Below are 25,617 nucleotides of genomic sequence, written 5' to 3' on the forward strand. Positions count from 1 at the left end.
CCCGACAGGCGTTACCCATGTATCCCGGCTGAACACACAGCGCACCCTACGGTCCAGCGCAGTGAGGCTTTTCGTGCCTTCACCGTACGTCGCCAAGACCTTGGCACGCCGACGCATGGCAGCCCGAAGTCAGGTTTACAACTGATCAAAAACTATACTGATCGTGCGGTGGTAAAGGCCGGGGGGACCATGCAGGAGGGCTCGCCATGCGTATCCTCAAACCGTTCGTCTTCTTCCTGGCCTGCGCGGCCAGCGGGCTGGCCCTCGCGCAGCAACCTTGGCCAACCTCCAGCAGTTCTGGCGAAACCCTGCTTGCCTGGAATGGCGGCGGTCACGGCGGTGGCAAGCACTTCAAGGGCAATCGCCACGGCTATGGCCACAAGCACTACTACCGCCACCGCGGCTACTACAACCACGGCCCGCGCGTGATCTACGCACCACGCTACTACGGCGGTTACTACCTCGGTGAACGCCCCTATTACTACCAACGCTACGGCAGCCCCCGGATCGTGATCCAGTACTACGACCCGAGGCTGGGGATATTCATCGGGTCGGATATCGGGGGGTATTGAGCAGGTACCTGAATGGCTGGCCGGCACTTGCCGGCCAGCAACCGAGCGAGCGCTCCTGACGTAGCCGTACGTTACTTCGCAGCAGCCAGGTAATGCGCCACCAGCGCATTGGCATGTCCGTGGCCCAAGCCATGTTCGGCCTTGAGCCAGGCCACCATTTCCATGTGCTTCTTGCCGCTCAGGGTTCCCAGCAGATTCAGCCAATGGCTGATCGGTTGTCCGTATTTCTTTTCGATGGAGGGGAAGTAGGAGGCCGGTCCTTTTACCTTGGTGTCTTCCGACATGATGAAACTCCTTTGGATGCATTTGGGCGTATCTACGTTAGTTCAGGACTGAACGTGTCGCCTATCGGCCGTGTGCTGATTGCTCCTACAAGTGTCTTGCGTTCGATGCCGCTTGCCGTTCGGGCGCGCTTGAGCGTCAGCTGGAGACATGCCGACAGCTGGCAGGGAAGTGTGAGATTGGAGATTGTTGGAAAAGGGGTAGAGCGGGGAGAAAGCAGGCGCCGCCAAGCGGCGGCGCCCTGGAACCATCAGTCTTGACGGCTGGTGACTTCCAGCAGGTGGTAACCGAACTGGGTTTTCACCGGGCCTTGCACGACGTTCAGCGGGGCGCTGAATACGACGGTGTCGAATTCCTTGACCATCTGGCCACGGCCGAAGGAGCCGAGGTTGCCGCCGTCGCGGCTGGAGGGGCAGGTGGAGTGTTGTTTGGCGATTTCAGCGAAATCAGCGCCGCCTTCGATAGCGGCTTTCAGTTCGTTGCACTTCTCTTCGCTGGAAACCAGGATGTGGCGGGCGGTGGCGCGTGCCATGGTGGGTACTCCTCGTCTATTGAGGGGGCAGAGCCTAGCGGATTTGGCTGCTGATTCAAGATGCCTGGTTGGTCGGAGTGCGGTCGGGGCGGGTATTGGCCGGTCCTGCGGACCGGTTAGCGAATGAACTCGCCCCCACAAGGCAGTGATGGGCTCCGAGCGGTGATTGTTTCCCTCACCCCCGGCCCCTCTCCCGGAGGGAGAGGGGAGAAAAGCGAAGGGGGAGGGGACCTGGGCGCGCATCAGGCGAAGACGAAGTCGTCAGCGGTGATGTTCGCGGCGGGGACCCCGGTCAGGGTGATGCTGCCGATCTCGCCATTTACGTCGGCGGTCACCGTGATCTGGGTGCTGCCGAAGAAGTCCGCGATGGTGAGGTCGGCGAAGGTCTGACCGCTGGCGCTGAGGTCGACTTTCTCGACGCCGTCTTCGAAGTCGAATATCTCGTCCTGCCCCCAGATCGCGCCGAACTTGAACTGGTCCGTCCCTGCTGGTGGCTCGAAGAAGACGTCACCCACCATGAAGTCGTTGGCGCTGCTGCTCACCAGCACGTCGTCGCCCGTACCCCCCTGCATGACCGCACCAGCTTCGCCTGAAGTCAGGGTGTCGTTGCCGGCGTCACCGTTGAGGTTGGTCTGGAAGCCGAAGGGGTCGGCCCCGCCGAACAACTGGTCGTCACCGTCGCCGCCGTTGGCATTGGCGAATTCCTGGACGATGAGGGTGTCGTTGCCGGTGCCACCGAACAGCTCGTCGAAGCCCGGCCCGCTGTCGATGACGTCGTCACCACTGCCGCCGTCGAGGAAGTCGGCGCCTTCCAGGCCGAAGATCTGGTCATTGCCGCCCAGGCCGAAGATGCGGTCATCGCCGGGGGTGCCGATGAGCACGTCGTTGCCGTCGGTGCCGGCGACGATGAAATCGGTGTTTCTACCGAAGTCGTCCTGCGTCAGGTTGTGTGTGCCTTGCAGGCGCAGGGTGAAGTCGAGGCTGTCGAGCAGGCCATCGTCATTCTCGTCGGCGATCAGCCAGGTGTTGCCTTGGCGCAGGGTATAGAACAGGTCGGTCACGCCGTTGCCACCGCCGACCAGCACGGCACCCAGTTGCGGATTGATGTTGACCTGGCCGCGGAAGAAGAACTCGTTGTTGAGTTCCAGGGTGTCGCCGCCCACTGCGCCGGCGCCCTGGAAGTCGGTCAGGGTGTCGAAGGTGGCGAATGGCGAGCTGGGGTTGAAGCCGGTGAAGAATTCGAACTCGTCGTCGCCAGTGCCACCGGTGAGGGTGTCCCGGCCCGCTTCACCCATGATCAGGTCATTGCCGGCGCCGCCATTGAGTACGTCGTTGCCGGGGCCGGCGAAGATCTCGTCGTTGCCGTCTTCGCCGAAGATCTGGTCATTGCCGTCTCCGCCGAAGAAGTCGTCATTGCCCACGCCGCCGTTGAGGACGTCGTTGCCATCGTCGCCGTCGAGGGTGTCGTTGCCTTCGCCACCATTGACGATGTCATTGCCATCGCCACCGGACATTGTGGTGTCGTTGCCGGCGCCGCCGTTGAGGATGTCGTTGCCAGCGTTGCCGATCAGGAGGTCGCGGTCGGCTTCGCCATTGAGTATGTCGTTGCCGGCTCCGCCGGTGAGGCGGTCGATACCCGCGCCGCCGTTGAGGGTGTCGTTGCCGGCGCCGCCATCGACGATGTCGTTGCCGCCGAGGCCGTTGATCACGTCGCCGCCGCCGAGGCCGAAGATGGTGTCGGGGTCGTTGGTGCCATTGATCACTTCGCCGCCTTCGGTGCCGGCAATGACGAAGGCGGTGGCGCCGAAGTCGCTCCTGACGAGGCTGTGGATGCCATCCAGTTGCACGGCGAAGTCGGTGGCGTCGAAGATGCCGTTGTCGTTGGAGTCGGCGAACAGCAGGGTGCTGGCGGCGCCGATGGCGTAGAAGACATCGGTGAAGCCGTTATTGCCGAAGCCGAGATTGCTTCCCACCGTGGGTACCCCGTTGCGGGCGCCCTGGAAGACCAGGCGGCTGGGGAAGCTGGAGATCCGCAGGATGTCGCCGCCGGGCGCGCCCGAGCCTTCGAAGTCGGTAACGCGGTCCAGGCTCACGGAGCTGGATTCGTTACCGGTTTCGACGGTCCAGAAGTAGCTGTCGACGCCGGCACCGCCGGTGAGAATGTCGGCGCCACCAAAGCCGAACAGGTTGTCGTTGCCGGCCAGGCCGGATATTTCGTCGTCTTCCTCGGTGCCGAACAGGTCGTCGTCACCAGGGGTGCCAGGGATAGTAGCCATGGATCATTCCTCCCACAGGGGAAAGAGCGAACCGTTACGGCGGGTTCGAGGTTAGGTATAGACAGGCCAGTCCGGGTGGTCTGAGCGGCTGGACGCCCGGTGTGGCGACCGACGGGCAAGCCATGTGACACCTCATATCAACGCGCCCGATGGGCTCGGGTGTTGCCGGCCGGCATGTGCACTTTTGCGGTGCACCGATCATGAAGTGCTCTGTTACATCTGCTCGTCGTGGGCTTCGACCACCAGCCATTCAGCCAGTTCAAGCAATTGTGGGCTGGCGCCTGGACGCTCCGGATAGACCAGGAAATAGGCGCCGCCAGTGGGCACCTTGAGGTCGAAGGGGGCCACCAGCCGGCCGGTAGCGATGTCCTCGCCGATCAGCGCCCAATCGCCCAGGGACACGCCATTGCCCTGGGCCGCGACGGACAGGGCCAGGTCGAGGGTGTCGAAGTGGTGCCCGCTACCGAGTTTGTCGAGGGTGGCGCCAGCGGCCAGCAGCCAGGTTTTCCAGTCCTGGTCATCGCGGGTGGGGTGGAGCAAGGTGTGCAGGGCCAGGTCGGCGATGCTGGTGAGCGGCACGGGGCCGTTCATCAGTTGCGGGGAGCACACGGGCGTGAGCTGTTCATCGAACAGGTGGTGGGCGACCTGGGCGCTGCCGGGCTGTGTGCCGTAGATGACCGCGGCGTCGAACTCTTCGCGGCGAAAATCCACGCCGTATTGCACGGTGGTGGTCAGCTCCACCGGTACGTCCGGGCGTTCCGCCTGCCAACGCATCAGGCGCGGCAAAAGCCAGCGCATTACGCAGGTAGGGGCTTTGAGTTGCAGGGCTTCGCGCTTTGCGCCCACTTGTTCGACGGCCTCATCGATCAGGTTGAACACCTGCTGAATGCGCGGCAGGAGTTCTCGACCCTGGGTGGTAAGGCTGAGCCCCCGCGCCTGACGCTGGAAGAGTGGGTACCCCAGGTGGCTTTCCAGCCCGGAAATCTGCCGACTCACGGCGCCCTGGGTGAGGTGCAGCAGTTCAGCGGCACGGGTGAAGTTGCAGCACTGGGCGGTGATCAGAAAGGTATGCAGGGCGGGCAGGGGAGGCAGGCGTTTCATTGTATGAGCCATGACGTTAGGGCATGGCTAGTATGACGATTTTTGCCTTGTCAGGCACACCGCTCGACGGCTCAATAGGCGCTAGTTGTGGTCCTCCAGCCGTTTTTTGTTCCTTGCGCAGGGAGTGGCCGCCATCAGTCTCTCTCATGGAGCCCATACAATGTCGAATACCTTCCCGACCTTCCCCGAGACCCTGGCCGGCGTTTATATCAACGGCCAATGGCTGCCCGGTGGCACCGTGCTGGATGTGGTGAATCCGTCTACCGAAGAGCGCCTGGCGAGCATCGGCACCGGTGATGCCAATGACGTCGACCAGGCCGTGCAGGCTGCCAGCCAGGCGTTCCCGGCCTGGGCACGTAGCAGCGGTGCCGAGCGTGGCGCGCTGCTGCGCCGCATCGCCGAAGGCGTACGCCAGCGTCGTGAAACCCTGGTCCAGCTGCAGTCGCTGAACAACGGCAAGCCGCTGTTCGAAGCGGCCATCGACGTCGATGACGTGATCGGCACCTTCGAGTACTACGCCGGTCTGGCCGAAGGCCTGGACGCCCAGCAGGACCGTCCGGTGGAATTGCCGACCGAAGACTTCGCCGCTCGCCTGCGCCGCGAACCCGTTGGTGTCGTGGGCCTGATCGTGCCGTGGAACTTCCCCATGGTGACCACCGCCTGGAAACTCGCCCCCGCCCTGGCCGCCGGTTGCGCGGTGGTGCTGAAACCTTCCGAAGTGACGCCGCTGCCGGAGCTGGAACTGGCACGCATCATCGCTGAGGCCGGCCTGCCGGCAGGTGTGCTCAACGTCGTATGCGGCACCGGCCTGGCGGTGGGTGCGCCGTTGTCGTCCCATCCCAAGGTGGCCAAGGTGTCCTTCACCGGCAGCAACGCGGTGGGGCTACAGGTGATGCAGCGCGCGGCGGAAACCGTCAAGGGCATCAGCCTGGAACTGGGCGGCAAGTCTTCGCTGCTGGTGCTGGAGGAGGCCGAGCTGGACCTGGCCGTCGAACTGGCCTGCGGTGGTGCCTTCTTCAACGCCGGGCAGATGTGCTCGGCCACTAGCCGCGTGCTGGTGGCAGAACCCCTGGCGGCCGATTTCCTCGCCCTTGTGCAGGCTCGCGCTGAAGCGACCCAGGTGGGTGAGCCCTTCAGCGAAGGCGTGGAGATGGGCGCCTTGGTGAACCAGGCGCAGTATCAGCGCGTGCGCGGCCACATCGAGCGCGGCATCGCTTCCGGTGCGCGCCTGGTGTGTGGCGGTGGGCGTCCGGCCGAGCTGGAGCGCGGTTTCTTCCTCAAGCCCACCGTGTTCACCGATGTGCCCAAGGACAGCGCCTTGTGGAACGAGGAAATCTTCGGACCGGTGCTCTGCGTGCGCAGCTTCTCCACCGAGGAAGAGGCCATCGAACTGGCGAACGACAGCGAGTTCGGCCTGGTAGCCAGCGTGGTGAGTCGCAACCTCGAAGCGGCTGAGCGCGTCGCCAATGCCCTGCAGGCCGGTATGGTGTGGATCAACTCGCCGCAGGTGATCTTCCCGCAGACCGCCTGGGGTGGTTACAAGCAGAGCAGCATCGGCCGCGAACTCGGTCCGTGGGGCCTCTCCTCCTTCCAGGAAATCAAGCACGTGGTAAGGGCTGTCTGATGCCTGCGCTGGTTGTGGGAGCGAACTTATCGCGAATGAATTCGTTGCGCCTTCTCCTGTAGGGGCGATTTCAATCGCCAAGCAGAGCGAAGGCCTGCCTCTCGATGCGTGAAGGGGCCCTGCGCGGCCCTTCGCGAATGAATTCGGCCCCACAAACAACTGCATCAAGCCCAACAGAGCCGCCTTCGGGCGGCTTTGTCATGTCTGGGTCCCAGCCATGCATTCAGGACATGGCTCCGATGACGAATTTTCGATTGTTGCGCCCTGCGGTGCGACGCAGGATGACCGCGCCGGCCACTTCGCTGCCGTAGCTCCATACAAGAACAAGAGGAGTCCTCAATGGGCGAGCATGATCTGAGCAGAAGAAATTTCATCAAGACGGTAGGTGTCGCTTCGGTGGCCGCTGCCACCCTGTCGATGCCCTTCATCCGGGCCAGTGCCAGCGATACCCGTTTCCAGGGCAAGACCTTGCGTCTGCTGACCTGGTCGGACGACACCGGGCTCGCGGCATTGCGCAATATCGCAGCCACCTTCGAGGCCAAGACTGGTGCCAAGGTGATTGCCGACCGCACCGGCAGTACCTCGGAAATGGTCGCCAAGCTGAAGGCCGGTGGTGATCGCCCGCAGTACGACATCATCACCCTCGCCGGGGTGGGCGCCGAAGGCCTGGCCAGCGCCGGGCTGCTGGAAAAACCCGACCTCAACCGCATTCCCAACCTCAAGGACGTGCCCGCCCAGTACCAGACTGGCGCCAACGGTCACGGTATCGGCTACCTGTTGTGGTGCAACAGCCTGGTGTACAACACGCGCACCGTGAAAGACGTACCGGACAGCTACGCCGCGCTCTGGGACCCGGCCTACGAAGGTCGCCTGTTCCTGCCGCCGCCGAACTGGACCGAGGCCATGGACCTGATCATCATCGCGGCGAAGCTGGCCGGTGGTGATGTGCATAACATCGAGCCGGGCTTCAAGAAGCTGGAAGAGCTGAAGGACCGCGTGATGACCCTGGGGGAAAACCCCAATCAGATCGCCGAGTTGTTCCGCACCAACTCGCTGGATATGGGCGGCCTCTACGCCCCGGCGTTCTTCCCCAAGCAGATCCGCGACCCCGCCTACAGCCTGGGTGCCACCTTCGGCATGAAGGAAGGCTTCTACACCGACCTGATGCTCTCGGTAATGCCCAAGCATCGTCCGGGCGATACGGACCTGGCCTACGCCTTCCTCGACCATTCGCTGGACCCGCTGGTGCAGGGCAAGATGGCCGAAGACATCTTTAACGGTCCGGTCAACTCCAAGGCGATCATCTCCGCTGAGGCGCGCAAGAGCCCCTTCATCCTCACGCCGGAGCAGATCGCAGAGAAGGCGATCATGCACGACAACGCCTTCCTCGCCACGGTCCACGACCAGTGGATTCGCCGCTACACGGAAATCTTCTCTTCCTGATGCAGCCACGGCGCCTGCCGTGAGTCGCGCTGGGCGGCTGGCCTTCGGCCGTCCGCCCGGACGCGTGGTTTCCCTGTTCTGACGAGACGAGCGATATGGAACACATTGATCTGACCGATCCGGTCGGCGCGGCACCCCTGCGCCCGACAAAGGCGGTTTCCCCTACTGTGCGGGCCTGGCTCTTCCTGACTCCTTCGATGCTGTTCCTGGCCGTGCTGGTGGCTGCCAGCCTCCTGGTGCTGCGCATGAGCATCGGGGAGAAAGGCGCTGAGTGGAGCGGGTTCAGCCTGGCCAGCTATGCCCAGCTGGCCGAGCCCTACTACCTGAAGTCCCTGTTGCTGACCTTGCGCCTGGCGCTCTTCAGCGCGCTGATCGCGGTGGCCCTGGCGATTCCGGTGGGCTACTGCATGTCGCGCCTGCAGTCGCCGTTCCTGCGCCGGATATTCCTGGCCGCGGTGCTCCTGCCATTGCTGGTGAACCTGCTGCTGCAAAGCTACGGCTGGCTGGTGATCCTCGGTCCGGCGGGCATGCTCAACCAGGCCCTGATGGGGCTGGGGCTGGTCGACCGGCCGATGATGCTGCTCTACAACCAGACCGGCGTGCTGATGGGCCTGGTGCAGACGGCCTTCCCTCTGGCGGTGCTGCCGATTGCCAGCGCCATGCGCGGCGTGTCGCGTACCTACGAAGAGGCCGCCGCGACCCTGGGCGCCAGCCGTGTGCGGGTGTTTTGCCAGGTGGTGTTGCCGATGAGCCTGCCGGGCGTCTTCACCGGCGCCACCCTGGTGTTCGCCTACAACGCCAGCAGCTTCGTGGTACCGCTGCTGCTCGGTGGGCGGCGCGTGCCGATGCTGGCGGTGATGGTGCATGACCAGATCGCCCCGCTGATGAACTGGCCCGCGGCCTCCGCCGCTGGCGTAGTGCTGATCGTTACCACCCTGGCGATCATGACCTTCTCCGAGTACGTCACTGGCCGTCGCCGCCGCATGCTGGAGGCTTCGCAATGAGCAATCCGTTCCGTTCCCACGCGGCGCTACCGGGGGAAACCGGCCGCTTCGCGATGATTCTTTCCGGCATCATCCTGCTGCTGGCGGTGCTGCCGATCCTGACCATGATCGTGATGTCCTTCAGCGGCGCGTCGAACCTCGACTTCCCGCCGTCGAGCTACAGCCTGCAATGGTACGAGGCGGCCTGGCGCACCTTCGTATCGCCTGACGCCAGCGATGTGCTGAGCCTGGGCCAGGCGCTGACCACCAGCCTGCTGGTGTCCTGCCTGACCATGGTGTTGGCCACCCTGGTCGCGGTGCCGGCGTCCTACGCGCTGACCCGCTGCGAATTCCGTGGCAAGGCCGTGGCGCTGCAACTGATGTCGCTGCCCCTGGTGTTCCCCATGGTGGTGCTGGGGCTGGCGTTGTTACTGGTGTTCGACAGCCTGCCGTTCCACATGGATACCTCGCGGCTGGTGATCGCCCACGTGATCCTCGCGCTGCCCTTTGTGGTGAAGAACTGCACGGCCGCCATGGTTTCCATCGGCACCGAAGTGGAGGAGGCCGCGCAGATGCTCGGCGCGTCGCCACTACGGGCAATCCGCGATGTGGTGGTGCCGCTGATGCGCTCGGGCATCCTGGCCGGGATGCTGCTGGCCTTCATCGTGTCGTTCAACGAGTTCACCGTTACCTACTTCCTCTACAACATCGATGTGATGACCGTGCCGATCTGGATGTACAGCCGCACGGTGTCGTCTCTCGATCCCACCGTATTTTCCTTTGCCGTGCTGATCGTGCTGATCGACTTCGCCCTGATCTGGGCGTTGGAGAAGCTGGTTGGCGATGGCGGCGTGTCGTTCTGAGTCGAGGTGAAGCATGTCTGGACTGATTCTGCAAAATGTCGAAAAACGCTATGGCTCCATCTGTGCCGTGACGGACGTCAACCTGCACCTGCCAGAGGGAAAGCTGGTGTGTTTCCTCGGCCCCTCGGGCTGCGGCAAGACCACCCTGCTGCGGATGATCGCCGGCCTCGAGAGCCTGAGCTCCGGGCAGATCCTCCTGGATGGCAAGAACATCGGCTACACCCCGGCGCACGAGCGCAACTTCGGCATGGTGTTCCAGTCACTGGCGCTGTTCCCGCACATGACGGTCGGCGAAAACATTGCCTATCCGCTGCGCCTGCGCAATGTGCCCAAGGCCGAGCAGCAGGCGAGGGTGGCCGAGCTGCTGCAGATGATCCAGTTGCAGCAAATGGTCGACCGGCCGGTGTCGCGGCTTTCCGGCGGGCAGCGCCAACGCGTGGCCATTGCGCGTGCTATCGCCTCGCACCCCAAGCTGTTGCTACTGGATGAGCCTTTGTCGGCGCTGGACGCCAAGTTGCGCGAGTCGATGCAGATCGAGATCCGCCAGCTGCAGCAGCGCCTGAACATCACCACCATCATGGTCACCCACGACCAGCGTGAGGCCATGACCATGGCCGACATCGTTGTCGTACTGGGCGAGCACCGAGTGCAGCAGGTGGGTACGCCGATCGAGATCTACCGCAACCCGGCCAACGAGTTCGTTGCCGACTTCATTGGCACTGGCAACATTTTCCCGGCCACTGCCCTGGGCAGCGGGCGCGCGGGCCTGCCCGGTGGCGCGGCGATCCAGGCACCGATCTGCAGCAGCATCCAGGCCGGCGCACCGATCAAGCTGCTGGTGCGCCCGGAAGACCTGCAACTGTCGGCGCCCCAGGCCGGCGGGGCCAACAGCGTGCCGGGTACGGTGACCTTCGTCCGGGACATCGGCGCCACCATCGAGACCACGGTGGAGTGCTCCGGCGTTTCCCTCACCGCGCTGACCACGCCTTGCCAGGATATTGGCCTGGCCATCGGCAACCCGGTGTCGGTGACCATTCCGGAGCATGCCTGCCGGGTGCTTTCGGCATGAGTGAGGCAGCGTCGATTGCGCATTGGCCTGCGCCACTGCTGGGTGCACACTGGCGGGTGAATCTGGAAATGGAGTGCTGATCATGGACCTTCAACTTGAGAACCGCAGTGCCCTCGTATGTGGCGGAAGCTCCGGGTTGGGATTCGGTGTGGCCGAGGCCCTGGCCAGGGAGGGGGTGCGGGTCTGCCTGCTGGCGCGCAACCTGTCCAAGCTTGACCTGGCCGTGGAGCGCATCCGCCGGAACGGTGGCGAGGCGCAGGCGGTTGCGGTGGACTTGAACGACCTGGGTGCCGTGGATATGGCCATCGAGCAGGTGGTCGCGGCCATCGGCGCGCCGGACATTCTGATCGCCAACAACGGTGGGCCGCCGCCGATCAATGCCGTGGAGTTCGATCCGCAGCTTTGGCACGGCCAACTGGACGCCATGCTGCTGAGCACCATGGCGCTGGTGAACGCATTCCTCCCCGGCATGCGCCAGCGTCGTTACGGTCGCATCCTGATGATTTCGTCCACCAGTGTGGTGGAGCCGATTCCCGGCCTGGTGCTCTCCAGCGCCTTGCGCAGCGCCCTGGCCAACTGGGCCAAGACGCTCTCCGCCGAAGTGGCCGCCGATGGTGTGACGGTGAATACCCTGATGCCCGGTTCGTTCTGGACCGAGCGCACCGAAACCCTGTTGCTGCGTGCAGCCGAACGCAGTGGTGCGTCGGTTTCCAGCCTGATGGCCAAGGAGCAGGCGGCGATTCCGGTGGGGCGCTATGGCGCGGCGGAGGAGTTCGGTGCGATGGCGACTTTCCTGGCCAGCCCGCTTGCCAGCTATGTCACCGGGACGCTGATTCCGGTGGATGGTGGGGTGCTCAAGGGGTGACTCTGTTTCGCGATGAGGCCGCGCGCGGCCCTTATGGACTCACCACGCGCACGACGGCTCGAAGCTGTCCGCGCGGGCCATGGCCCACATCCGTTCGTAGAAGTCCGCCTCGATCTTTTCCTTGAGCAGGTCCCCCGGCTGCAGGAACACGTGAATCTGCGAGAACAGGCGGATTTCCTTGTCCGAAACGCGCCGTACCAGGTGGCGGGGTTCCAGTTGGTTGGGATGATCCAGGCCGGCGGCGGCGAGCATCTCGGCCAGTGCTTTCAACGTGTTGCGGTGGAACATCTGCACCCGCTGTGCCTTGTCCGGCACCACCAGGGCACGCTGGCGCAGTTTGTCCTGGGTAGCGACGCCGGTGGGGCATTTGTTGGTGTGGCACGACTGCGACTGGATGCAGCCAATGGCGAACATGAAGCCGCGTGCCGAGTTGGCCCAGTCGGCGCCAATGGCCAGCACACTGGCGATGTCGAAGGCGCTGATGATCTTGCCGCTGGCGCCCAGCTTGATCTTGTCCCGCAGGTTCAGCCCCACCAGGGTGTTGTGCACGAAGAGCAGACCTTCACGCAGGGGCACGCCGATGTGGTCGGTGAATTCCAGCGGCGCCGCGCCAGTACCGCCTTCCTTGCCGTCGACGACGATGAAGTCGGGGAGGATGCCGGTTTCCAGCATGGCCTTGGCGATCCCCATGAACTCCCAGGGATGACCCAGGCAGAACTTGAATCCCACCGGCTTGCCGCCCGACAGCTCTCGCAGTTTCGCGATGAACTGCATCATTTCGATGGGGGTGGAGAAGGCGCTGTGGCGCGAGGGGGAGATGCAGTCTTCGCCCATGGGCACGCCACGGGTGAGGGATATTTCCTCGGTGACCTTGTGCTTGGGCAGGATGCCGCCGTGCCCGGGTTTGGCGCCCTGGCTGAGCTTGATTTCTATCATCCTTACCTGCGGGCTGCGCGCCTGGGTGGCGAAGCGCTCGGGGTCGAAGTGGCCGTCGCTGGTGCGGCAGCCGAAGTAGCCACTGCCCAGTTCCCAGACGAGGTCGCCGCCGTTTTCGCGGTGGTAGGGGCTGATGCTGCCTTCGCCGGTGTCGTGGTAGAAGTTGCCGAGCTTGGCGCCACGGTTGAGCGCGCGAATGGCGTTGGCGCTGAGCGAGCCGAAGCTCATGGCCGAGACGTTGAAGACCGAGGCCGAATACGGTTGGGTGCATTGTGGCCCGCCGACCACCACGCGGAAGCTGGACGGGTCGCTGAGTGGCGCCGGGCGCATGGAGTGGCCGATGAATTCGTAGCCGGCGCGGTAGACGTCGATCAGGGTGCCGAAGGGTTTGTCGCCACCTTCATTCTTGGCCCGCGCATAGACCAGCGAGCGCTGGGCGCGGGAGAAGGGGAGGCGGTCGTCATCGGCTTCCAGCAGGTACTGGCGGATCTCCGGGCGGATGCCCTCCACCAGGTAGCGGATGTTGCCGAGGATCGGGTAGTTGCGCCGCACCGCATGGCGCGACTGCAGCAGGTCGAACACGCCCAGGGCGCTGAGTACCGCGCCGAGCAGGGTGAAGGGCCAGACCCAGTCGTGGCCGATGAAGGGCAGGCTGAAGAGAGTGAACAGCACGCAGAAGGCGAAGAAGGCGTAACGGCTCAGCAGCGAAAGGCTCATGCGGACTCCTTGTTTGCAGGTACCGGCACAGCGTAGTGCGAATGCGCGGGAATTGCCTTGCCGGGGCTCAAGATCGGGATTCCTGGGCGCTTCCTGTAGGTTGGTCTGAGGAACGAAGCCCAACACAGCAAGGCTGGACTACGCATCGTTGGGCCTCGCTGCGCTCGGACCAACCTACGGTTTGCAGTCGTGAATGAACGCGTTCCCTTAAACAAGAAAAGCCCGGCATTTGCCGGGCTTCGAGGTTTTGTAGCGAGTTGCGATCAGCTGACGCGTTGGGCTTGCGGCAGGCGGTCGGAGCCCCCTTCAGCAACGCGGAAGGCATTGGTGCGATCGGAGCCGCTTTCGGCGATGCGGTTGGCACCGGTGCGGTCGGAACCACCTTCAGCGATACGGTTGGCACCGGTGCGGTCGGAGCCACCTTCAGCGATGCGGTTGGCACCGTTGCGGTCAGAACCACCTTCGGCGAAACGGTTGGCACCAGTGCGGTCGGAACCGCCTTCGGCAACGCGATCCAGCACCATGTAGCCTTCAGCAACAACCGGGTTGGTGGTCTGGGAGGAGGACGGCAGAGCGAAAACAGAGCTGCTCAGGGTGGCGATGAACAGTGCGGCGATGGCTTGAGTTTTCATGGTCTGGGCTCCTCGAAGGGGGGCTGGAAACTGAGTACGGAGCCAATCTTACGGATGGGTGGATGATTAAAAAGTGATCACGCCCGATAGAGACCATCAACGCCGTTGATGGTTGGTTTAATCCTTTGGCATCAATGGCTTGTGTTGTTTTATCCACCGGAGGGTGGCCGAACCAGACTCCGCTGGTGGACCGGAAAGGCGTGGTCCACCGTACGAAAGCAGCCCAATGTTGGGAGTCGGAAGGAAAAAGCCTTGTAGGGTGGAAATCGCTTTTCATTTCCACCGCTCGTGCCTGAGTCGGGCTCCGATGGTGGACCGGTGGAGCGTGGTCCACCCTACGAAATCGCCCGTGCGCAGAAAAAGAAAACGGCCCCGAAGGGCCGTTTCTTGTGCAGCGAGGTCGTTAGCCGCCGAGGTAGGCGTCGCGGACCTTGGGGTCGTTGAGCAGGTCGTCGCCGCTGCCCTGCATGACGATGCGTCCGTTCTCCAGCACGTAGCCACGGTCGGCCAGCTTGAGCGCCTGGTTGGCGTTCTGCTCCACCAGGAAGACGGTCACGCCGTCCTTACGGAGCTGTTCGATGATGTCGAAGATCTGCTGGATGATGATGGGCGCCAGACCCAGGGACGGCTCGTCGAGCAGCAGCAGCTTGGGCTTGCTCATCAGCGCACGGCCGATGGCGAGCATCTGCTGTTCGCCGCCTGACATGGTGCCGGCGCGCTGCTCGAAACGTTCCTTCAGGCGCGGGAACAGGTGCAGCACCTTGTCCATTTGCTCCTGGTAGTCGCCCTTTTCGGTGAAGAAGCCGCCCATGGCCAGGTTTTCTTCGACCGTCAGGCGGGCGAACACGCGGCGGCCTTCCGGCACGACGGCGATGCTCTTGCGCATGATGTCGTAGGACTCCTGGCCCACCAGCTCTTCGCCTTCATAGCGAATGCTGCCGCTGGCCGCGCGCGGCGAGCCGCAGAGGGTCATCAGCAGGGTCGACTTGCCGGCGCCGTTGGCGCCGATCAGGGTGACGATCTCGCCCTTTTTCACATCCATGCTGACGCCGTGCAGCGCCTGGATCTTGCCGTAGAAGGTGGAAACCTTGTCGAAAGTAAGCATGGTTCAGGCCTCCCCCAGATAGGCTTTGATCACGTCGGGGTTATTGCGGATCTGCTCCGGCGTGCCGTCGGCCAGGGGGGTGCCCTGGTTGATCACATAGATGTGGTCGGAAATGCTCATCACCAGCTTCATGTCGTGCTCGATCAGCAGCACGGTCACGTTGTGCTCGTTACGCAGCATGGCGATCAGTGCCTTGAGGTCGTCGGTCTCACGCGGGTTGAGGCCGGCGGCCGGCTCGTCGAGCATCAGGATGCGCGGACGGGTCATCATGCAGCGGGCGATTTCCAGGCGGCGTTGCTGACCGTAGGCCAGGGTACCGGCCGGACGGTTGGCGACGTCGGTCAGGTTGACCTTCTCCAGCCAATGCGCGGCGTAGTCCATGGCCTCGCGTTCGCTCTTGCGGAAGCCCGGAGTCTTCAGCAGGCCGGCGAGGAAGTTGGTGTTGAGGTGGCGGTGCTGGGCGACCAGCAGGTTCTCCACCGCAGTCATTTCCTTGAACAGGCGGACGTTCTGGAAGGTCCGCACCACGCCCTTGCGAGCGATCTTGTGGCCCGGCAGGGCTTCGATCTGCTCGCCATCCAGGCGGATGCTGCCCGAGGTCGGCTGGTAGAAGCCGGTCAGGCAGTTGAACACGGTGGTCTTGCCGGCGCCGTTCGGGCCGATCATGGAGACAACCTGCTTTTCCTGTACGGTCAGACCCACCCCGTTGACGGCCAGCAGGCCGCCGAAGCGCATGGTGAGACCGCTTACTTCGAGAATCGCGCGGCTCATTGTTTCAGCTCCAGGTGGGGGCGTTGCATCGGCAGGAGACCCTGCGGACGCCAGATCATCATCAGCACCATGAGGGCGCCGAACATCAGCATGCGGTACTCGCTGAACTCACGCATGAGTTCGGGCAGCAGGATCATCACGACGGCCGCGAGGATCACACCCAACTGGGAACCCAGGCCACCGAGCACCACGATGGCGAGGATGGTCGCCGACTCGATGAAGGTGAAGGACTCGGGCGTCACCAGACCCTGGCGTGCGGCGAAGAAGCTGCCGGCAAAGCCCGCGAAGCAGGCGCCCAGGGTGAAGGCGGAGAGTTTGATGAGGGTGGGGTTCAGACCCAGTGCGCGGCAGGCGATCTCGTCTTCGCGCAGGGCTTCCCACGCACGGCCGAGCGGCATGCGCAGCAGCCGGTTGATCACGAACAGGGCCAGCAAGGCCAGCAGCAGGGCGACCAGGTAGAGGAAGACCACCTTGTTCACCGAGTTGTAGGCAATGCCGAAGTACTCGTGGAAGGTCTGCAGGCCTTCTTCGGCGCGGCGCTCGAAAGACAGGCCGAACAAGGTCGGCTTGTCGATGTTGCTGATGCCGTTCGGGCCGCCGGTGAGCCAGGTCAGGTTACGCAGCAGGATACGGATGATCTCGCCGAAACCCAGGGTCACGATGGCCAGGTAGTCACCGCGCAGGCGCAGCACCGGGAAGCCGAGGATGAAGCCGAAGAAGGCGGCCATCAGGCCGGCGATCGGTAGGCACACCCAGAAGCCCAGGCCGTAGTAGTGCGAGAGCAGCGCGTAGCTGTACGCGCCGACGGCGTAGAAGCCGACGTAACCCAGGTCCAGCAGGCCCGCCAGGCCGACCACGATGTTCAGGCCAAGGCCGAGCAGTACGTAGATCAGGATCAGGGTGGCGATGTCCACTGCGCCGCGGGAGCCGAAGAACGGCCAGACCAGGGCGACCACGATCAGGCCGAGGATGACCCAGCGCTGGGTGGAGGGCAGGGTGAGGAAGTGCGCGGTGCCCTTCGACATGCCCGGCAGCTTGGGCGCGGCGGCCCAGGCGCCCTGCACCTTGTCGCGCATCATCTGCCAGATGAACATGGCCACGGCGCACGCCGCGATGGCCAGCAGGGTCGGGGTATTGGCGCCGGTGACCACCAGGCCCACGCCGACGACGCTGAGTTTCAGGCCGAGGACAGGGTAGGCGACGGCCAGCACCAGGAGGGCGCTGAAGAACGCCGTTTTGAGTCGAGTGTTCATACCTTCTCCACCTCCGGACGGCCAAGGATGCCGGTCGGCCGGAACAACAGGACCAGAACCAGCAGGCTGAAGGCCACGACGTCCTTGTACTGGTCGCCGAAGATGTCGGCGCCGAAGGCTTCGGCCACGCCCAGCACCAGGCCACCGAGCATGGCGCCCGGAATGCTGCCGATGCCACCGAGCACGGCTGCGGTGAAGGCTTTGATACCGGCGAGGAAGCCGATGTGCGGGTTGATCACGCCGTACTGCATGCCCAGCAACACCGCGGCCACGGCGGCCAGGGTGGCGCCGATGACGAAGGTCAGGGCGATGATGTTGTTGGTGTTGATGCCCAGCAGGTTGGCCATGCGGATGTCTTCCGCGCAGGCGCGGCAGGCGCGGCCGAGGCGCGAGCGGGAGATGAACATCGTGAGGCCGTACATCACCAGGAAGGTGACGACGAAGATCAGGATCTGCATGTAGGAGATCACCACGCCATTCATGGTGCTCTCGCCAAACACGAAGTTGCCCGGAATCAGGTTGGGAATCGCCTTGTCCTTGGAGTCCTGAGTCAGCAGTACTTCGTTCTGGAGGAAGATCGACATGCCGATCGCGGAGATCAGCGGGATCAGGCGGTTGCTGCCGCGAAGGGGACGGTAGGCGACCCGTTCGATGCTGTAACCGTAAGCGCTTGCAACGATGATGCTCGCGGCGAAGGCCGCGACAATGACGATCGGAAGGCTTTCCAGACCGAGCATGGTGAGCCCGGCAATCACGATGAAGGCTACGTACGAGCCAATCATGTAGACCTCGCCATGGGCGAAGTTGATCATGCCGATGATGCCGTAGACCATGGTGTAGCCGATGGCGATCAGGGCATAGGTGCTGCCAACGGTGAGCCCGTTAACCAGCTGTTGCAGATAGTGGTAGAGATCAGGCATTCCCTAACTCCTCGGGCATCACGAAAAGCGGCGCTTGTGGCGCAGCGGAGCCCGTAAAACACGGATAAACAAAGCCCACTGCCTAAGCAGTGGGCTTTGCGTTCAGGCGGGAAGCTTATTTAGCTTCGGTTTTGGTGCCGTCCTTGTGCCACTCGTACACCACGAAGCTGAAGTCCTTCAGATCGCCCTTCTCGTCGAAGGCCAGGTTGCCGGTCGGGGTAGCGAAGGAGTTGGCGCGCAGGGCGGCAGCTACCTTGGCGGTGTCGTCTTCGCCGGCTTTCTTGATGCCTTCGGCGATGACTTGTACGGCAGCGTAGGCCGGGAACACGAACGGACCGCTCGGGTCTTCGTTCTTGGCCTTGAAGGCATCTACCAGGGCCTGGTTCTTCGGATCCTGGTCGAAGGACTTCGGCAGGGTTACCAGCAGACCTTCGGAAGCCGGGCCAGCGATGGCGGAGAGCTCTTTGTTGCCCACGCCTTCCGGACCCATGAAGCGTACTTTCAGGCCTTTTTCAGCCGACTGGCGCAGCAGCAGGCCGAGTTCCGGGTGGTAGCCGCCGTAGTAGACGAAGTCCACACCGGCTTGCTTCAGCTTGGAAACGATGGTGGAGAAGTCCTTGTCGCCGGCGTTGATGCCTTCGAACAGGGCGACTTTCACGCCTTTGCTTTCCAGGGTCTGCTTGACGGCAGTGGCGATGCCTTCGCCGTACTGTTGCTTGTCGTGGATGACGGCAACGGTCTTCGGCTTGATGTGGTCGGCAATGAAGTTGCCGGCGGTCGGACCCTGCAGGCTGTCCAGGCCGATGGTGCGGAACACCAGCTGGTAGCCACGGGAGGTGATGTCCGGGCTGGTGGAAGCCGCGGTGATCATCAGGATGCCTTCGTCTTCGTAGATGTCGGACGCGGGCTGGGTGGAGCTGGAGCAGAGGTGGCCAACTACGTAGTGGATACCGTCGTTGACGATCTTGTTGGCTACGGCAACAGCCTGTTTCGGATCGCAAGCGTCGTCATAGACCACGCCTTCGAGCTGAGCGCCGTTCACCCCGCCGGCCTTGTTGATCTGCTCGATCGCCATCTTGGCGCCGATGAACTGCATCTCGCCGTACTGGGCAACCGCACCGGTCACCGGGCCAGCCAGGGCGATCTTGATGGTGTCAGCTGCTACGGAGTAGCTGGCGACACCGGCGAGAGCCATGGCGGCGAACAGTTTGGAAATCTGCTTGGTAGCCTTAATCATAGTGCTCCACTCTTGTGTTTTTCGTTGTTGTTGTCCTGTTTGCCGAAGCTACGGGACAAGGTATTGCACCCCGCCGACACGCCCCGACAACTGTACCGGAACAGTGTAGATTGCTGATTTACGGCTTGAAAAGTCGGGTATTGATGGCGGAATGATCTTGTGTCGCTTAATTGAAACAAACGTATAGAAATACGGCGTGTCTTGTGCGTGGTTGGCATCGTCAAGCAGGGCTTGTCTGAAAGTTGACCGGCGCTATCATTGCGCGCCCCCAAATCCTTTCGTTACCAACCAACTCAATACAAGCCATGAACGATAACGCTAGCACCCTCTATGCCAAGCTGCTCGGCGAAACCGCCGCCATCACCTGGGAAGAACTGCAACCGTTCTTCGCCCGGGGCGCCCTGCTCTGGGTGGACGGTGCCGCGGACCTGGTCGGCGTTGCACTGGCCGTAGCCGAAGACGACAAGGCACAGGTCGCGGCACTTCTGGCGGCCGGCAAACTCAGCAAGGTGGAGGAGTCGCGCGCCCAGGATCTGCTGGCTCGCGATCCGAAGCTCTGGGCCGTGGTGGTAGCGCCCTGGGTCCTGATCCAGGAGCGGGACGAGGCGCCGAGCCTTCACTGAGCCGGCGTCTGAGGGAGGCCAGGGAAGGCCTCCAGGAGTGTGCCGCCCGCCTGATCGTGCACCGGTCAGGGGCGGCCAGCGAAACTGGTGGAGCGGGCTAGACTCAATCCACCTTCTTCTCTTTGATAACCACAGGGAGCGTAACCATGTTCGAACCAGGCCATGTACATCGGGCCAGCGTGCCCGGTTTTCCGGGGCAGCAGTTCTCCATCGACCTCTACTACGAAGCGCGTCCGAATGCGAAGGAAGGCACCATGCTGCACTTCCGCATGGTGGGCGAAATCGAAGGCAAGTCATTCTCCGAAGAGTTCGAGATGCATCGCGATACCGCGTTCAACTTCGCCAGCGTGGTTTCCAAGGTGGCGGTGAAGAACGGACTGCACCCGAACACCACGCTGATCATGCGTAATCACAAGGAGTACGACTTGATCTTCGAAGACATCCGCCGCGTGCTGGGTGCCGAGCCCGGTGAGGCGGTGAACTTCGACCATCTCGATAAAGACGGTTTCTGACCGTTCCCCGGTGGAAACCGCCGTGCGGTTTCCACCTGTCCACAAAGGGGGCCTTCGGCCTCCTTTGTTTTTTCTGTGGGGCGATTTCCAGGCTGTAGGGTAGGTTGGGTAGAGGAACGAAACCCAACAAGCGGGGCCGAGGCCAATTACTGATCTTGTGCTTCGCGCTATCTACGCGCTGACCCAGCGCTGGCGCATCCAGCCGCTCAGGGCATCCACCGCCAATACCAGGATCAGCATCGCCAGGATCACGCTGGCAGCCTGGGCTTCCTGGAACAGTGACAGGCTCACGTAGAGCATCTGCCCCAGGCCTCCGGCGCCGACGAAGCCGAGCACGCTGGCCATGCGGATGTTGTTCTCCCAGCGATAGAGCATGTAGGCCACCAGTTGCGGCCAGACGCCCGGCAGCGTGCCGTAGCAGAAGGCGGCGACGCGTCCGCCGCCATTCAACCGGATGGCTTCGGCGGGTTCGGGCGGGGTGTTTTCCAGGGCTTCGGCGAACAGGCGGCCCAGGACCCCGGCGGTATGCAGGGCCAGGGCCAGGGTGCCGGCGTTGGGACCCAGGCCGGCGGCCAGCACCATCAGCGCCGCCCAGACCAGTTCTGGCACCGCGCGCAGTGCGTTGAGCAGCAGACGCGCGGCACCTTGGGCCAGGCTGCCGAAGCGCCCGGCGGCCGGCAGGGCGATGAGCAGGCCAAGCAGTGCTGCCAGCAGCGTGCCGAGTGCTGACATGGCGAGGGTTTCCAGGGCGCCCCAGCCGATGGCCTTGAGGTGCGCCCCGGAGAAATCCGGGCTGAGGAAGCGCATGGCGTAGCTGCCCATCTGCTGCAGGGCGTCGCCGCTGACGAGGGCGCCGAGGTCGATGCCCAACCAGACGAAGGACGCGATTGCCGCTGCCAGCAGGGCGAGGATCACCAGGATGTTGCCCGTCCTCACGCGAACCTCCCGCGCAGGAAGCGGCTGAGCTGGTCGGCCAGCAGCACCAGGACGAGGAAGGTCAGCAGCATGCTGGCGACTTCACCGCCGGCGAACATGCGCATCGACAGGTCCATCTGCTGGCCCAGGCCACCGGCGCCGACGAAGCCCATCACCACCGAGGCGCGCACCGCGCATTCCCAGCGGTAGACGGTGTAGGAAATCACTTCCGCCGCAGCGTTGGGCAGCACGCCATAGGCGAATGCGGCCAGGCGCGGGCTGCCTGCGGCAAGCAGCGCGCGACTGGGGCGCGGGTCGACGGACTCGAAGATTTCCGCGTAGACCTTGCCGAGCATGCCGCTGTAGGTGATGGCAATGGCCAGGACCCCGGCGGTGGGGCCGAGGCCAACGGCGCGGACGAACAGCAGGGCCCAGACGATTTCCGGCACGCTGCGCAGGAAGATCAGCAGTCCACGCACTGGCCAGCGCAGCGCTTGCGCCCACCAGGCCGGACGTCCGCTACGGTGCAGGGCTGACAGCGATAGCGCACGACTGGCCCAGAGCGAGGCGGGCAGGGCGATCAGCAACGCCAGGCTCATGCCGGCGGTGGCGATTGCCAGGGTTTCCAGCGTGGCGCGACCCAATAGCTGAAGGAATTCCTCGCCGTGTTCGGGTGGCCAGAAGGCGGACAGGAACTGTCCCATGGTGCGGGCGTTGCCCTCATCCAGCAGCACGACCGGGTTCAGCTCGCTCAGTTCGAATCCGGGCCAGAGCAGCGCCACGGCCAGCAGGGTGAGTAGCAGCCGAGGCAGCGCCGCGGGGTCGCGAGGGGCGGTTGTCAGCATCGCGGAATGTGCAGCGCGGGGGCCGCCACGGGCGGTGAGGATGGCGCATCGCCGCGCAGTTGCTCGTTGGCGTAGAGGGCATCCAGATCAGCCTGGCTGACGGCTTCTCGCGGGAGGTCGAACGCGACGCGACCGTCGCGGATGCCGACGATGCGTGGGAAATGCTCCAGTGCCAGCTCGACGGCGTGCAGGCTGGCCAGCAGCGTGACGCCACGGCGGCTGGCATCGGCGCAGAGTACGCCGAGGGTATGGTCGGCCAGCACCGGGTCCATCGCGGAAACCGGCTCGTCGGCGAGGATCAGGTCCGGCGCCTGGTAGAGCACGCGGGCGATGCCCACGCGCTGCAGCTGTCCACCGGAGAGCTGGTCGCAGCGTTCGAAGAGCTTGTCGGCCAGGTCCAGCCGGGCCAGGGCAGCTTGGGCGCCGGCGCTGTCCAGGGGGTGCAGCAGACTGAGCAATCCCTTGGCCAGGGGCCATTGGCCGAGCTTGCCGGCCAGCACGGCGGTGACCACCCGCTGGCGCGGCGGCAAGGGCGGCGCCTGATGCACCAGGCCGATCCGTGCCCGCAGACGCTGGCGCTCGCGCGCGGAGAGCGACCAGGGTGTTGCGCCGAGCAACTGGAGTTGCCCGGCGGCGGGTACGAGGTTGGTGGAGAGCAGGCGCAGCAGGCTGGTCTTGCCGGCGCCGGACGGGCCGATGATGGCGACCCGTTCGCCGTTGCCGATGGTGAGATCGATACCCAGGAGCGCAGGCTGGCCATTGGCGTGGACCAGGTCCACGCCGTGTAGCGAAAGACTCACTTCAACAAGCCGGCCGAGCGTGCGGCTTCCTCGATGCCCGCGTAGTTCTCGGGCTTGGTCGGAATGAAACGGCTGGCGGCCTGCAGGTCGAGGATCGCCTTGTGCTCCGGGTTGGCCGGGTCGAGTGCGAGGAAGGCCTGCTTGATCTTCTCGGCCAGGGCCGGGTCGAGGGTACCGCGCACGGTCCAGTTGTAGTCGTAGTAGGTCGGGGTGGTGGCGAAGACCTTCACCTTATTGGTGTCGACCTTGCCGGCGTCCACCAGCTTCTGCCAGACGCTGGCATTGAGCACGCCGCCGTCGACCTTGCCGGCCTGGACCCAGGCCACGGTGGCATCGTGGGCGCCGGAATAGGCGACGCGGGAGAAAAACTGCTCGGGCACGATGCCGTCCTTCTGCATGAAGTAGCGCGGCATCAGGCTGCCGGACGTGGAGGACACCGAGCCGAAGGCGAAGGTCTTGCCCTTGAGGTCCTGCAGGGACTTCACTGCTGGGTCGGCGCTGATGAACTTGCTGGTGAACTTCTCGTCCTGCTCACGTTGTACCAGGGGGATGGCATTGCCGGTCTTCAGGCGGGTCTGGACGAAAGTGAAGCCACCGAGCCACGCCATGTCCAAACGGTCGGCCGCCAGGGATTCGACCACTGCGGCGTAGTCGGCCACGGGGACGAACTCCACTTTCATGCCCAGCTGCTTCTCGAGGTAAGCACCGAGCGGCTTGAACTTGCGCAGCAGTTCAGTGGGAGCTTCGTCGGGAATGGCTGAGACCTTGAGGACTTCGGCGGCCTGGGAAACAGCAGCGGATACAGTCAGCGCGATACCTGCCACGAGGGCGAGAGAGCGTTTGAGCATGGGATTCTCCGGTTCAATAGCGGAAAAGGCAGGCGGATTATAGTGAGCGTCCGGAGGCTTGGAAGCTTCACGTTGCTGACCATGTGTTTAAGATGTGCGTTTCGCCAACTGCCTGGAGCTCCGGCATGACCGATTCGCTGCCTTCCATTGCCTTCGCTGGCATCGGCCTGATGGGCCTGCCCATGACCCGTCGCCTGCTGGCCGCCGGTTACCCACTGACCGTGTGGAACCGCTCGCCGGAGAAGTGCGCGCCCCTGGTGGAGTTGGGCGCGCGCCGCGTGAAGACCCCGGTCGAGCTGTGCGCCGAGGCGGACATCGTGATGCTCTGCCTGGCCGACACGCGCGTCGTACGCAAGGTGGTGTTCGGTGAGGGCGGCATTGCCGAAGGCGCCAAGCCGGGACAGGTGCTGGTGGACTTCTCCAGCCTCGAACCCGCCGCCACCCGCGAGATGGCCGCCGAACTGGAAGCCAGTACCGGCATGCGTTGGATGGATGCCCCGGTATCCGGCGGCACGTCCGGTGCCGAGGCCGGCACCCTGGCGATCATGGCCGGCGGTCATGAGGACGATGTGGAGCGCGTGCGGCCGATCCTCGGGCACCTGGGGCAGCGCCTGACCCGCATGGGTTCGGTAGGGGCCGGCCAGGTGACCAAGGTCTGCAACCAGATGATCGTGGCGTGCAATGCGCTGGTGATCGCCGAAGTGATTGCCTTGGCGGAAAAGGCTGGCGTGGATGCCAGCCTGATCGCCCCGGCGCTGGCGGGTGGCTTCGCGGATTCCAAGCCGCTGCAGATTCTCGCGCCGCAAATGGCCGCCAGCCATTTCGAACCCATCAAATGGCATGTGCGCACCCTGTTGAAGGATCTGGATACCGCCGTCCGCCTATCCCGTGAGCACGACTCGGCAACACCGCTCAGCGCTCTGGCGGCGCAACTGATGCGCTTGCACGGCAGTCAGGGCAATCTGGAACGTGATCCGGCTACGCTGGTGGAAATGTATCGGGAGAATGATTGATGAGAATCGCCGCCAACCTGTCTCTGCTGTTCACCGACCGCCCATTGATCGAGCGCGTCATTGCCGCCCGCGTCTGTGGGTTCGACGGCGTCGAGGTGCAGTTCCCCTACGAGTTGCCGGCGATCCGCATGAAGGAAGTGCTGGAAGCCGCTGGCCTGCCGCTGATCCTCTTCAACCTGCCGGCTGGCGACCTGATGGAAGGTGGCCCCGGTCTGGCCGCCGTGCCGGAGCGCCAGGAGCAGTTCGACGATGCCCTGGCCCAGGCGCTGAGTTATGCCGCGATGACCCGTCCGCGCTTCGTCAACGTGCTGGCCGGCCGTCAGGCCGAGGGCGTCAGCCGTGATCGCGCGCTGGCCTGCCTTGCGGCCAACCTGCGCAAGACCGCCGAAGCCTTCGCCGTGCTGCACATCGGCGTGGTCTGCGAGGCGGTCAACCCGCTGGATATGCCCGGCTTCCTGATCAACACGCCGGAGCAACTGGACCTGTTGCTGCGCGATGTCGATCACCCCAATCTCTCGGCCCAGTACGACCTCTACCACATGGCCCGACAGGGCGTGGATGCGGCGGCGGGCATCCGCCTGCTGGCGGGCCGAATTGGCCACGTGCAATTTGCCGATTGCCCCGGTCGCGGTGAACCGGGCACGGGCAATACTGACTTCGGGCCGGCCCTGCGCGCCCTGCAGGATGACGATTACCCCGGCTGGCTGGGCGCCGAGTACAAGCCCACCGGCGTCACCGCTGATACCCTCGGCTGGTTGCCGGACTGGAAGGCCAGGCTGGCTTGAACCAACGAATACGACGTTTGTAGGGGCGAATTCATTCGCCAAGGGCAGCGTAGCTGCCCCATTGCATTGCAGGGCAAGCCGTTGGCCTGCTTGGC

26 protein-coding genes are annotated in these 25,617 nt (G+C 64.0%); 11 read left to right on the forward strand and 15 right to left on the reverse strand.

From position 1 onward, the window contains the following. The first annotated feature begins 206 nt into the window (after nucleotides 1–206). The gene (locus MnOB_RS21960; protein ID WP_077526347.1) at nucleotides 207–572 is read left to right on the forward strand and encodes a hypothetical protein; all 366 of its coding nucleotides are present in this window, start codon (nucleotides 207–209) and stop codon (nucleotides 570–572) included. Nucleotides 573–643: 71 nt separating this feature from the next. On the opposite strand, the gene MnOB_RS21965 is transcribed toward MnOB_RS21960, so the two are convergent. The 4 genes from MnOB_RS21965 to MnOB_RS21980 all read right to left on the reverse strand — a co-directional run bounded on the left by MnOB_RS21965 (nucleotide 644) and on the right by MnOB_RS21980 (nucleotide 4,763). Then, nucleotides 644–856, reverse strand: a complete 213-nt coding sequence (locus MnOB_RS21965) for a DUF4287 domain-containing protein (protein ID WP_077526348.1) — start codon at nucleotides 854–856, stop codon at nucleotides 644–646. Between the two features lie 248 nt (nucleotides 857–1,104). Then, complete coding sequence (locus MnOB_RS21970; RefSeq protein WP_077526349.1) at nucleotides 1,105–1,386, reverse strand: peptidylprolyl isomerase; 282 nt, start codon at nucleotides 1,384–1,386, stop codon at nucleotides 1,105–1,107. Nucleotides 1,387–1,628: 242 nt separating this feature from the next. Further along, entirely contained in the window at nucleotides 1,629–3,662 is a 2,034-nt protein-coding gene (locus MnOB_RS21975) for a calcium-binding protein (protein ID WP_077526350.1), read from the reverse strand. Between the two features lie 213 nt (nucleotides 3,663–3,875). Then, nucleotides 3,876–4,763, reverse strand: a complete 888-nt coding sequence (locus MnOB_RS21980; protein ID WP_077526351.1) for a LysR substrate-binding domain-containing protein — start codon at nucleotides 4,761–4,763, stop codon at nucleotides 3,876–3,878. Nucleotides 4,764–4,923: 160 nt separating this feature from the next. Between MnOB_RS21980 and MnOB_RS21985 the strand changes: the two genes are divergently transcribed. The 6 genes from MnOB_RS21985 (at nucleotide 4,924) to MnOB_RS22010 (ending at nucleotide 11,610) form a co-directional block, all read left to right on the forward strand. Beyond that, the gene (locus MnOB_RS21985) at nucleotides 4,924–6,387 is read left to right on the forward strand and encodes an aldehyde dehydrogenase family protein (RefSeq protein WP_077526352.1); all 1,464 of its coding nucleotides are present in this window, start codon (nucleotides 4,924–4,926) and stop codon (nucleotides 6,385–6,387) included. Nucleotides 6,388–6,726: 339 nt separating this feature from the next. Then, complete coding sequence (locus MnOB_RS21990; RefSeq protein ID WP_077526353.1) at nucleotides 6,727–7,830, forward strand: ABC transporter substrate-binding protein; 1,104 nt, start codon at nucleotides 6,727–6,729, stop codon at nucleotides 7,828–7,830. A gap of 95 nt (nucleotides 7,831–7,925) precedes the next feature. Beyond that, nucleotides 7,926–8,834, forward strand: coding sequence for an ABC transporter permease (locus MnOB_RS21995; protein WP_077526354.1), 909 nt, complete (start codon nucleotides 7,926–7,928; stop codon nucleotides 8,832–8,834). Beyond that, nucleotides 8,831–9,676 (forward strand): ABC transporter permease, encoded by an 846-nt coding sequence (locus MnOB_RS22000; RefSeq protein WP_077526355.1) that lies wholly within the window; start codon nucleotides 8,831–8,833, stop codon nucleotides 9,674–9,676. The genes MnOB_RS21995 and MnOB_RS22000 overlap by 4 nt, the downstream gene beginning before the upstream one ends. A gap of 13 nt (nucleotides 9,677–9,689) precedes the next feature. Next, nucleotides 9,690–10,745, forward strand: a complete 1,056-nt coding sequence (locus MnOB_RS22005) for an ABC transporter ATP-binding protein (RefSeq protein ID WP_077526356.1) — start codon at nucleotides 9,690–9,692, stop codon at nucleotides 10,743–10,745. A gap of 82 nt (nucleotides 10,746–10,827) precedes the next feature. Next, nucleotides 10,828–11,610, forward strand: coding sequence for an SDR family oxidoreductase (locus MnOB_RS22010; protein WP_077526457.1), 783 nt, complete (start codon nucleotides 10,828–10,830; stop codon nucleotides 11,608–11,610). Between the two features lie 39 nt (nucleotides 11,611–11,649). On the opposite strand, the gene MnOB_RS22015 is transcribed toward MnOB_RS22010, so the two are convergent. The 7 genes from MnOB_RS22015 to MnOB_RS22045 all read right to left on the reverse strand — a co-directional run bounded on the left by MnOB_RS22015 (nucleotide 11,650) and on the right by MnOB_RS22045 (nucleotide 19,181). Next, nucleotides 11,650–13,263 carry an FMN-binding glutamate synthase family protein gene (locus tag MnOB_RS22015; protein WP_077526357.1) on the reverse strand — a complete coding sequence of 538 codons (1,614 nt, stop codon included), beginning with the start codon at nucleotides 13,261–13,263 and terminating at the stop codon, nucleotides 11,650–11,652. Between the two features lie 263 nt (nucleotides 13,264–13,526). Further along, the gene (locus MnOB_RS22020; protein WP_077526358.1) at nucleotides 13,527–13,895 is read right to left on the reverse strand and encodes a phage infection protein; all 369 of its coding nucleotides are present in this window, start codon (nucleotides 13,893–13,895) and stop codon (nucleotides 13,527–13,529) included. Between the two features lie 403 nt (nucleotides 13,896–14,298). Further along, nucleotides 14,299–15,000, reverse strand: a complete 702-nt coding sequence (locus tag MnOB_RS22025) for an ABC transporter ATP-binding protein (RefSeq protein ID WP_077526359.1) — start codon at nucleotides 14,998–15,000, stop codon at nucleotides 14,299–14,301. A gap of 3 nt (nucleotides 15,001–15,003) precedes the next feature. After that, nucleotides 15,004–15,771 (reverse strand): high-affinity branched-chain amino acid ABC transporter ATP-binding protein LivG, encoded by a 768-nt coding sequence (livG, locus tag MnOB_RS22030; RefSeq protein WP_077526360.1) that lies wholly within the window; start codon nucleotides 15,769–15,771, stop codon nucleotides 15,004–15,006. Further along, a complete protein-coding gene (locus tag MnOB_RS22035) occupies nucleotides 15,768–17,024 on the reverse strand; it encodes a high-affinity branched-chain amino acid ABC transporter permease LivM (protein WP_077526361.1) in 1,257 nt (418 codons plus the stop codon). The genes livG and MnOB_RS22035 overlap by 4 nt, the downstream gene beginning before the upstream one ends. Beyond that, entirely contained in the window at nucleotides 17,021–17,944 is a 924-nt protein-coding gene (gene livH, locus MnOB_RS22040; protein ID WP_069082863.1) for a high-affinity branched-chain amino acid ABC transporter permease LivH, read from the reverse strand. The genes MnOB_RS22035 and livH overlap by 4 nt, the downstream gene beginning before the upstream one ends. 115 nt (nucleotides 17,945–18,059) lie before the next feature. Then, nucleotides 18,060–19,181, reverse strand: a complete 1,122-nt coding sequence (locus MnOB_RS22045; protein WP_077526362.1) for a branched-chain amino acid ABC transporter substrate-binding protein — start codon at nucleotides 19,179–19,181, stop codon at nucleotides 18,060–18,062. Between the two features lie 305 nt (nucleotides 19,182–19,486). Between MnOB_RS22045 and MnOB_RS22050 the strand changes: the two genes are divergently transcribed. After that, entirely contained in the window at nucleotides 19,487–19,804 is a 318-nt protein-coding gene (locus MnOB_RS22050) for a DUF2288 domain-containing protein (RefSeq protein WP_077526363.1), read from the forward strand. 146 nt (nucleotides 19,805–19,950) lie between these two features. Beyond that, nucleotides 19,951–20,316: a DUF5064 family protein gene (locus MnOB_RS22055; protein ID WP_077526364.1), complete on the forward strand. Its 366-nt coding sequence runs from the start codon at nucleotides 19,951–19,953 to the stop codon at nucleotides 20,314–20,316. A gap of 171 nt (nucleotides 20,317–20,487) precedes the next feature. Here the strand turns inward: MnOB_RS22055 and phnE are convergent, their stop codons facing one another. Genes phnE through MnOB_RS22075 form a run of 4 tightly spaced genes read right to left on the reverse strand, consistent with a single transcriptional unit; the run spans nucleotide 20,488 to nucleotide 23,724 of the window. Further along, nucleotides 20,488–21,252 carry a phosphonate ABC transporter, permease protein PhnE gene (gene phnE / locus MnOB_RS22060; protein WP_077526365.1) on the reverse strand — a complete coding sequence of 255 codons (765 nt, stop codon included), beginning with the start codon at nucleotides 21,250–21,252 and terminating at the stop codon, nucleotides 20,488–20,490. Further along, nucleotides 21,249–22,076, reverse strand: a complete 828-nt coding sequence (locus MnOB_RS22065; RefSeq protein ID WP_077526366.1) for a PhnE/PtxC family ABC transporter permease — start codon at nucleotides 22,074–22,076, stop codon at nucleotides 21,249–21,251. The genes phnE and MnOB_RS22065 overlap by 4 nt, the downstream gene beginning before the upstream one ends. Beyond that, a complete protein-coding gene (locus MnOB_RS22070; protein WP_077526367.1) occupies nucleotides 22,070–22,876 on the reverse strand; it encodes a phosphonate ABC transporter ATP-binding protein in 807 nt (268 codons plus the stop codon). Before MnOB_RS22070 ends, MnOB_RS22065 begins: the two co-directional genes overlap by 7 nt. Continuing rightward, nucleotides 22,873–23,724, reverse strand: a complete 852-nt coding sequence (locus MnOB_RS22075; RefSeq protein WP_077526368.1) for a putative selenate ABC transporter substrate-binding protein — start codon at nucleotides 23,722–23,724, stop codon at nucleotides 22,873–22,875. The genes MnOB_RS22070 and MnOB_RS22075 overlap by 4 nt, the downstream gene beginning before the upstream one ends. Nucleotides 23,725–23,849: 125 nt before the next feature. Between MnOB_RS22075 and MnOB_RS22080 the strand changes: the two genes are divergently transcribed. Together MnOB_RS22080 and MnOB_RS22085 are read left to right on the forward strand one after the other, a co-directional pair. Continuing rightward, complete coding sequence (locus MnOB_RS22080; RefSeq protein WP_077526369.1) at nucleotides 23,850–24,737, forward strand: NAD(P)-dependent oxidoreductase; 888 nt, start codon at nucleotides 23,850–23,852, stop codon at nucleotides 24,735–24,737. Beyond that, entirely contained in the window at nucleotides 24,737–25,522 is a 786-nt protein-coding gene (locus MnOB_RS22085; protein WP_077526370.1) for a hydroxypyruvate isomerase family protein, read from the forward strand. The genes MnOB_RS22080 and MnOB_RS22085 overlap by 1 nt, the downstream gene beginning before the upstream one ends. Nucleotides 25,523–25,617: the final 95 nt, after the last annotated feature.

The sequence above is a fragment of the Metapseudomonas resinovorans genome, assembly GCF_002003485.1.
Classification (GTDB): domain Bacteria; phylum Pseudomonadota; class Gammaproteobacteria; order Pseudomonadales; family Pseudomonadaceae; genus Metapseudomonas; species Metapseudomonas resinovorans_D.

Bases quoted from the DNA above. Each gene is read 5' to 3' on its own strand.
- MnOB_RS21980 (WP_077526351.1), bottom strand. From the start codon at position 4,763: ATGAAACGCCTGCCTCCCCTGCCCGCCCTGCATACCTTTCTGATCACC.
- MnOB_RS21995 (WP_077526354.1), top strand. From the start codon at position 7,926: ATGGAACACATTGATCTGACCGATCCGGTCGGCGCGGCACCCCTGCGC.
- MnOB_RS21985 (WP_077526352.1), top strand. From the start codon at position 4,924: ATGTCGAATACCTTCCCGACCTTCCCCGAGACCCTGGCCGGCGTTTAT.
- MnOB_RS21970 (WP_077526349.1), bottom strand. From the start codon at position 1,386: ATGGCACGCGCCACCGCCCGCCACATCCTGGTTTCCAGCGAAGAGAAG.
- MnOB_RS21975 (WP_077526350.1), bottom strand. From the start codon at position 3,662: ATGGCTACTATCCCTGGCACCCCTGGTGACGACGACCTGTTCGGCACC.
- livH (WP_069082863.1), bottom strand. From the start codon at position 17,944: ATGCCTGATCTCTACCACTATCTGCAACAGCTGGTTAACGGGCTCACC.
- MnOB_RS22085 (WP_077526370.1), top strand. From the start codon at position 24,737: ATGAGAATCGCCGCCAACCTGTCTCTGCTGTTCACCGACCGCCCATTG.
- livG (WP_077526360.1), bottom strand. From the start codon at position 15,771: ATGAGCCGCGCGATTCTCGAAGTAAGCGGTCTCACCATGCGCTTCGGC.
- MnOB_RS22065 (WP_077526366.1), bottom strand. From the start codon at position 22,076: ATGCTGACAACCGCCCCTCGCGACCCCGCGGCGCTGCCTCGGCTGCTA.
- MnOB_RS22080 (WP_077526369.1), top strand. From the start codon at position 23,850: ATGACCGATTCGCTGCCTTCCATTGCCTTCGCTGGCATCGGCCTGATG.
- MnOB_RS22050 (WP_077526363.1), top strand. From the start codon at position 19,487: ATGAACGATAACGCTAGCACCCTCTATGCCAAGCTGCTCGGCGAAACC.
- MnOB_RS22020 (WP_077526358.1), bottom strand. From the start codon at position 13,895: ATGAAAACTCAAGCCATCGCCGCACTGTTCATCGCCACCCTGAGCAGC.
- MnOB_RS22005 (WP_077526356.1), top strand. From the start codon at position 9,690: ATGTCTGGACTGATTCTGCAAAATGTCGAAAAACGCTATGGCTCCATC.
- MnOB_RS22035 (WP_077526361.1), bottom strand. From the start codon at position 17,024: ATGAACACTCGACTCAAAACGGCGTTCTTCAGCGCCCTCCTGGTGCTG.
- MnOB_RS22075 (WP_077526368.1), bottom strand. From the start codon at position 23,724: ATGCTCAAACGCTCTCTCGCCCTCGTGGCAGGTATCGCGCTGACTGTA.
- MnOB_RS21960 (WP_077526347.1), top strand. From the start codon at position 207: ATGCGTATCCTCAAACCGTTCGTCTTCTTCCTGGCCTGCGCGGCCAGC.
- MnOB_RS22015 (WP_077526357.1), bottom strand. From the start codon at position 13,263: ATGAGCCTTTCGCTGCTGAGCCGTTACGCCTTCTTCGCCTTCTGCGTG.
- MnOB_RS22025 (WP_077526359.1), bottom strand. From the start codon at position 15,000: ATGCTTACTTTCGACAAGGTTTCCACCTTCTACGGCAAGATCCAGGCG.
- MnOB_RS21965 (WP_077526348.1), bottom strand. From the start codon at position 856: ATGTCGGAAGACACCAAGGTAAAAGGACCGGCCTCCTACTTCCCCTCC.
- MnOB_RS22010 (WP_077526457.1), top strand. From the start codon at position 10,828: ATGGACCTTCAACTTGAGAACCGCAGTGCCCTCGTATGTGGCGGAAGC.
- MnOB_RS22045 (WP_077526362.1), bottom strand. From the start codon at position 19,181: ATGATTAAGGCTACCAAGCAGATTTCCAAACTGTTCGCCGCCATGGCT.
- MnOB_RS22055 (WP_077526364.1), top strand. From the start codon at position 19,951: ATGTTCGAACCAGGCCATGTACATCGGGCCAGCGTGCCCGGTTTTCCG.
- MnOB_RS21990 (WP_077526353.1), top strand. From the start codon at position 6,727: ATGGGCGAGCATGATCTGAGCAGAAGAAATTTCATCAAGACGGTAGGT.
- MnOB_RS22000 (WP_077526355.1), top strand. From the start codon at position 8,831: ATGAGCAATCCGTTCCGTTCCCACGCGGCGCTACCGGGGGAAACCGGC.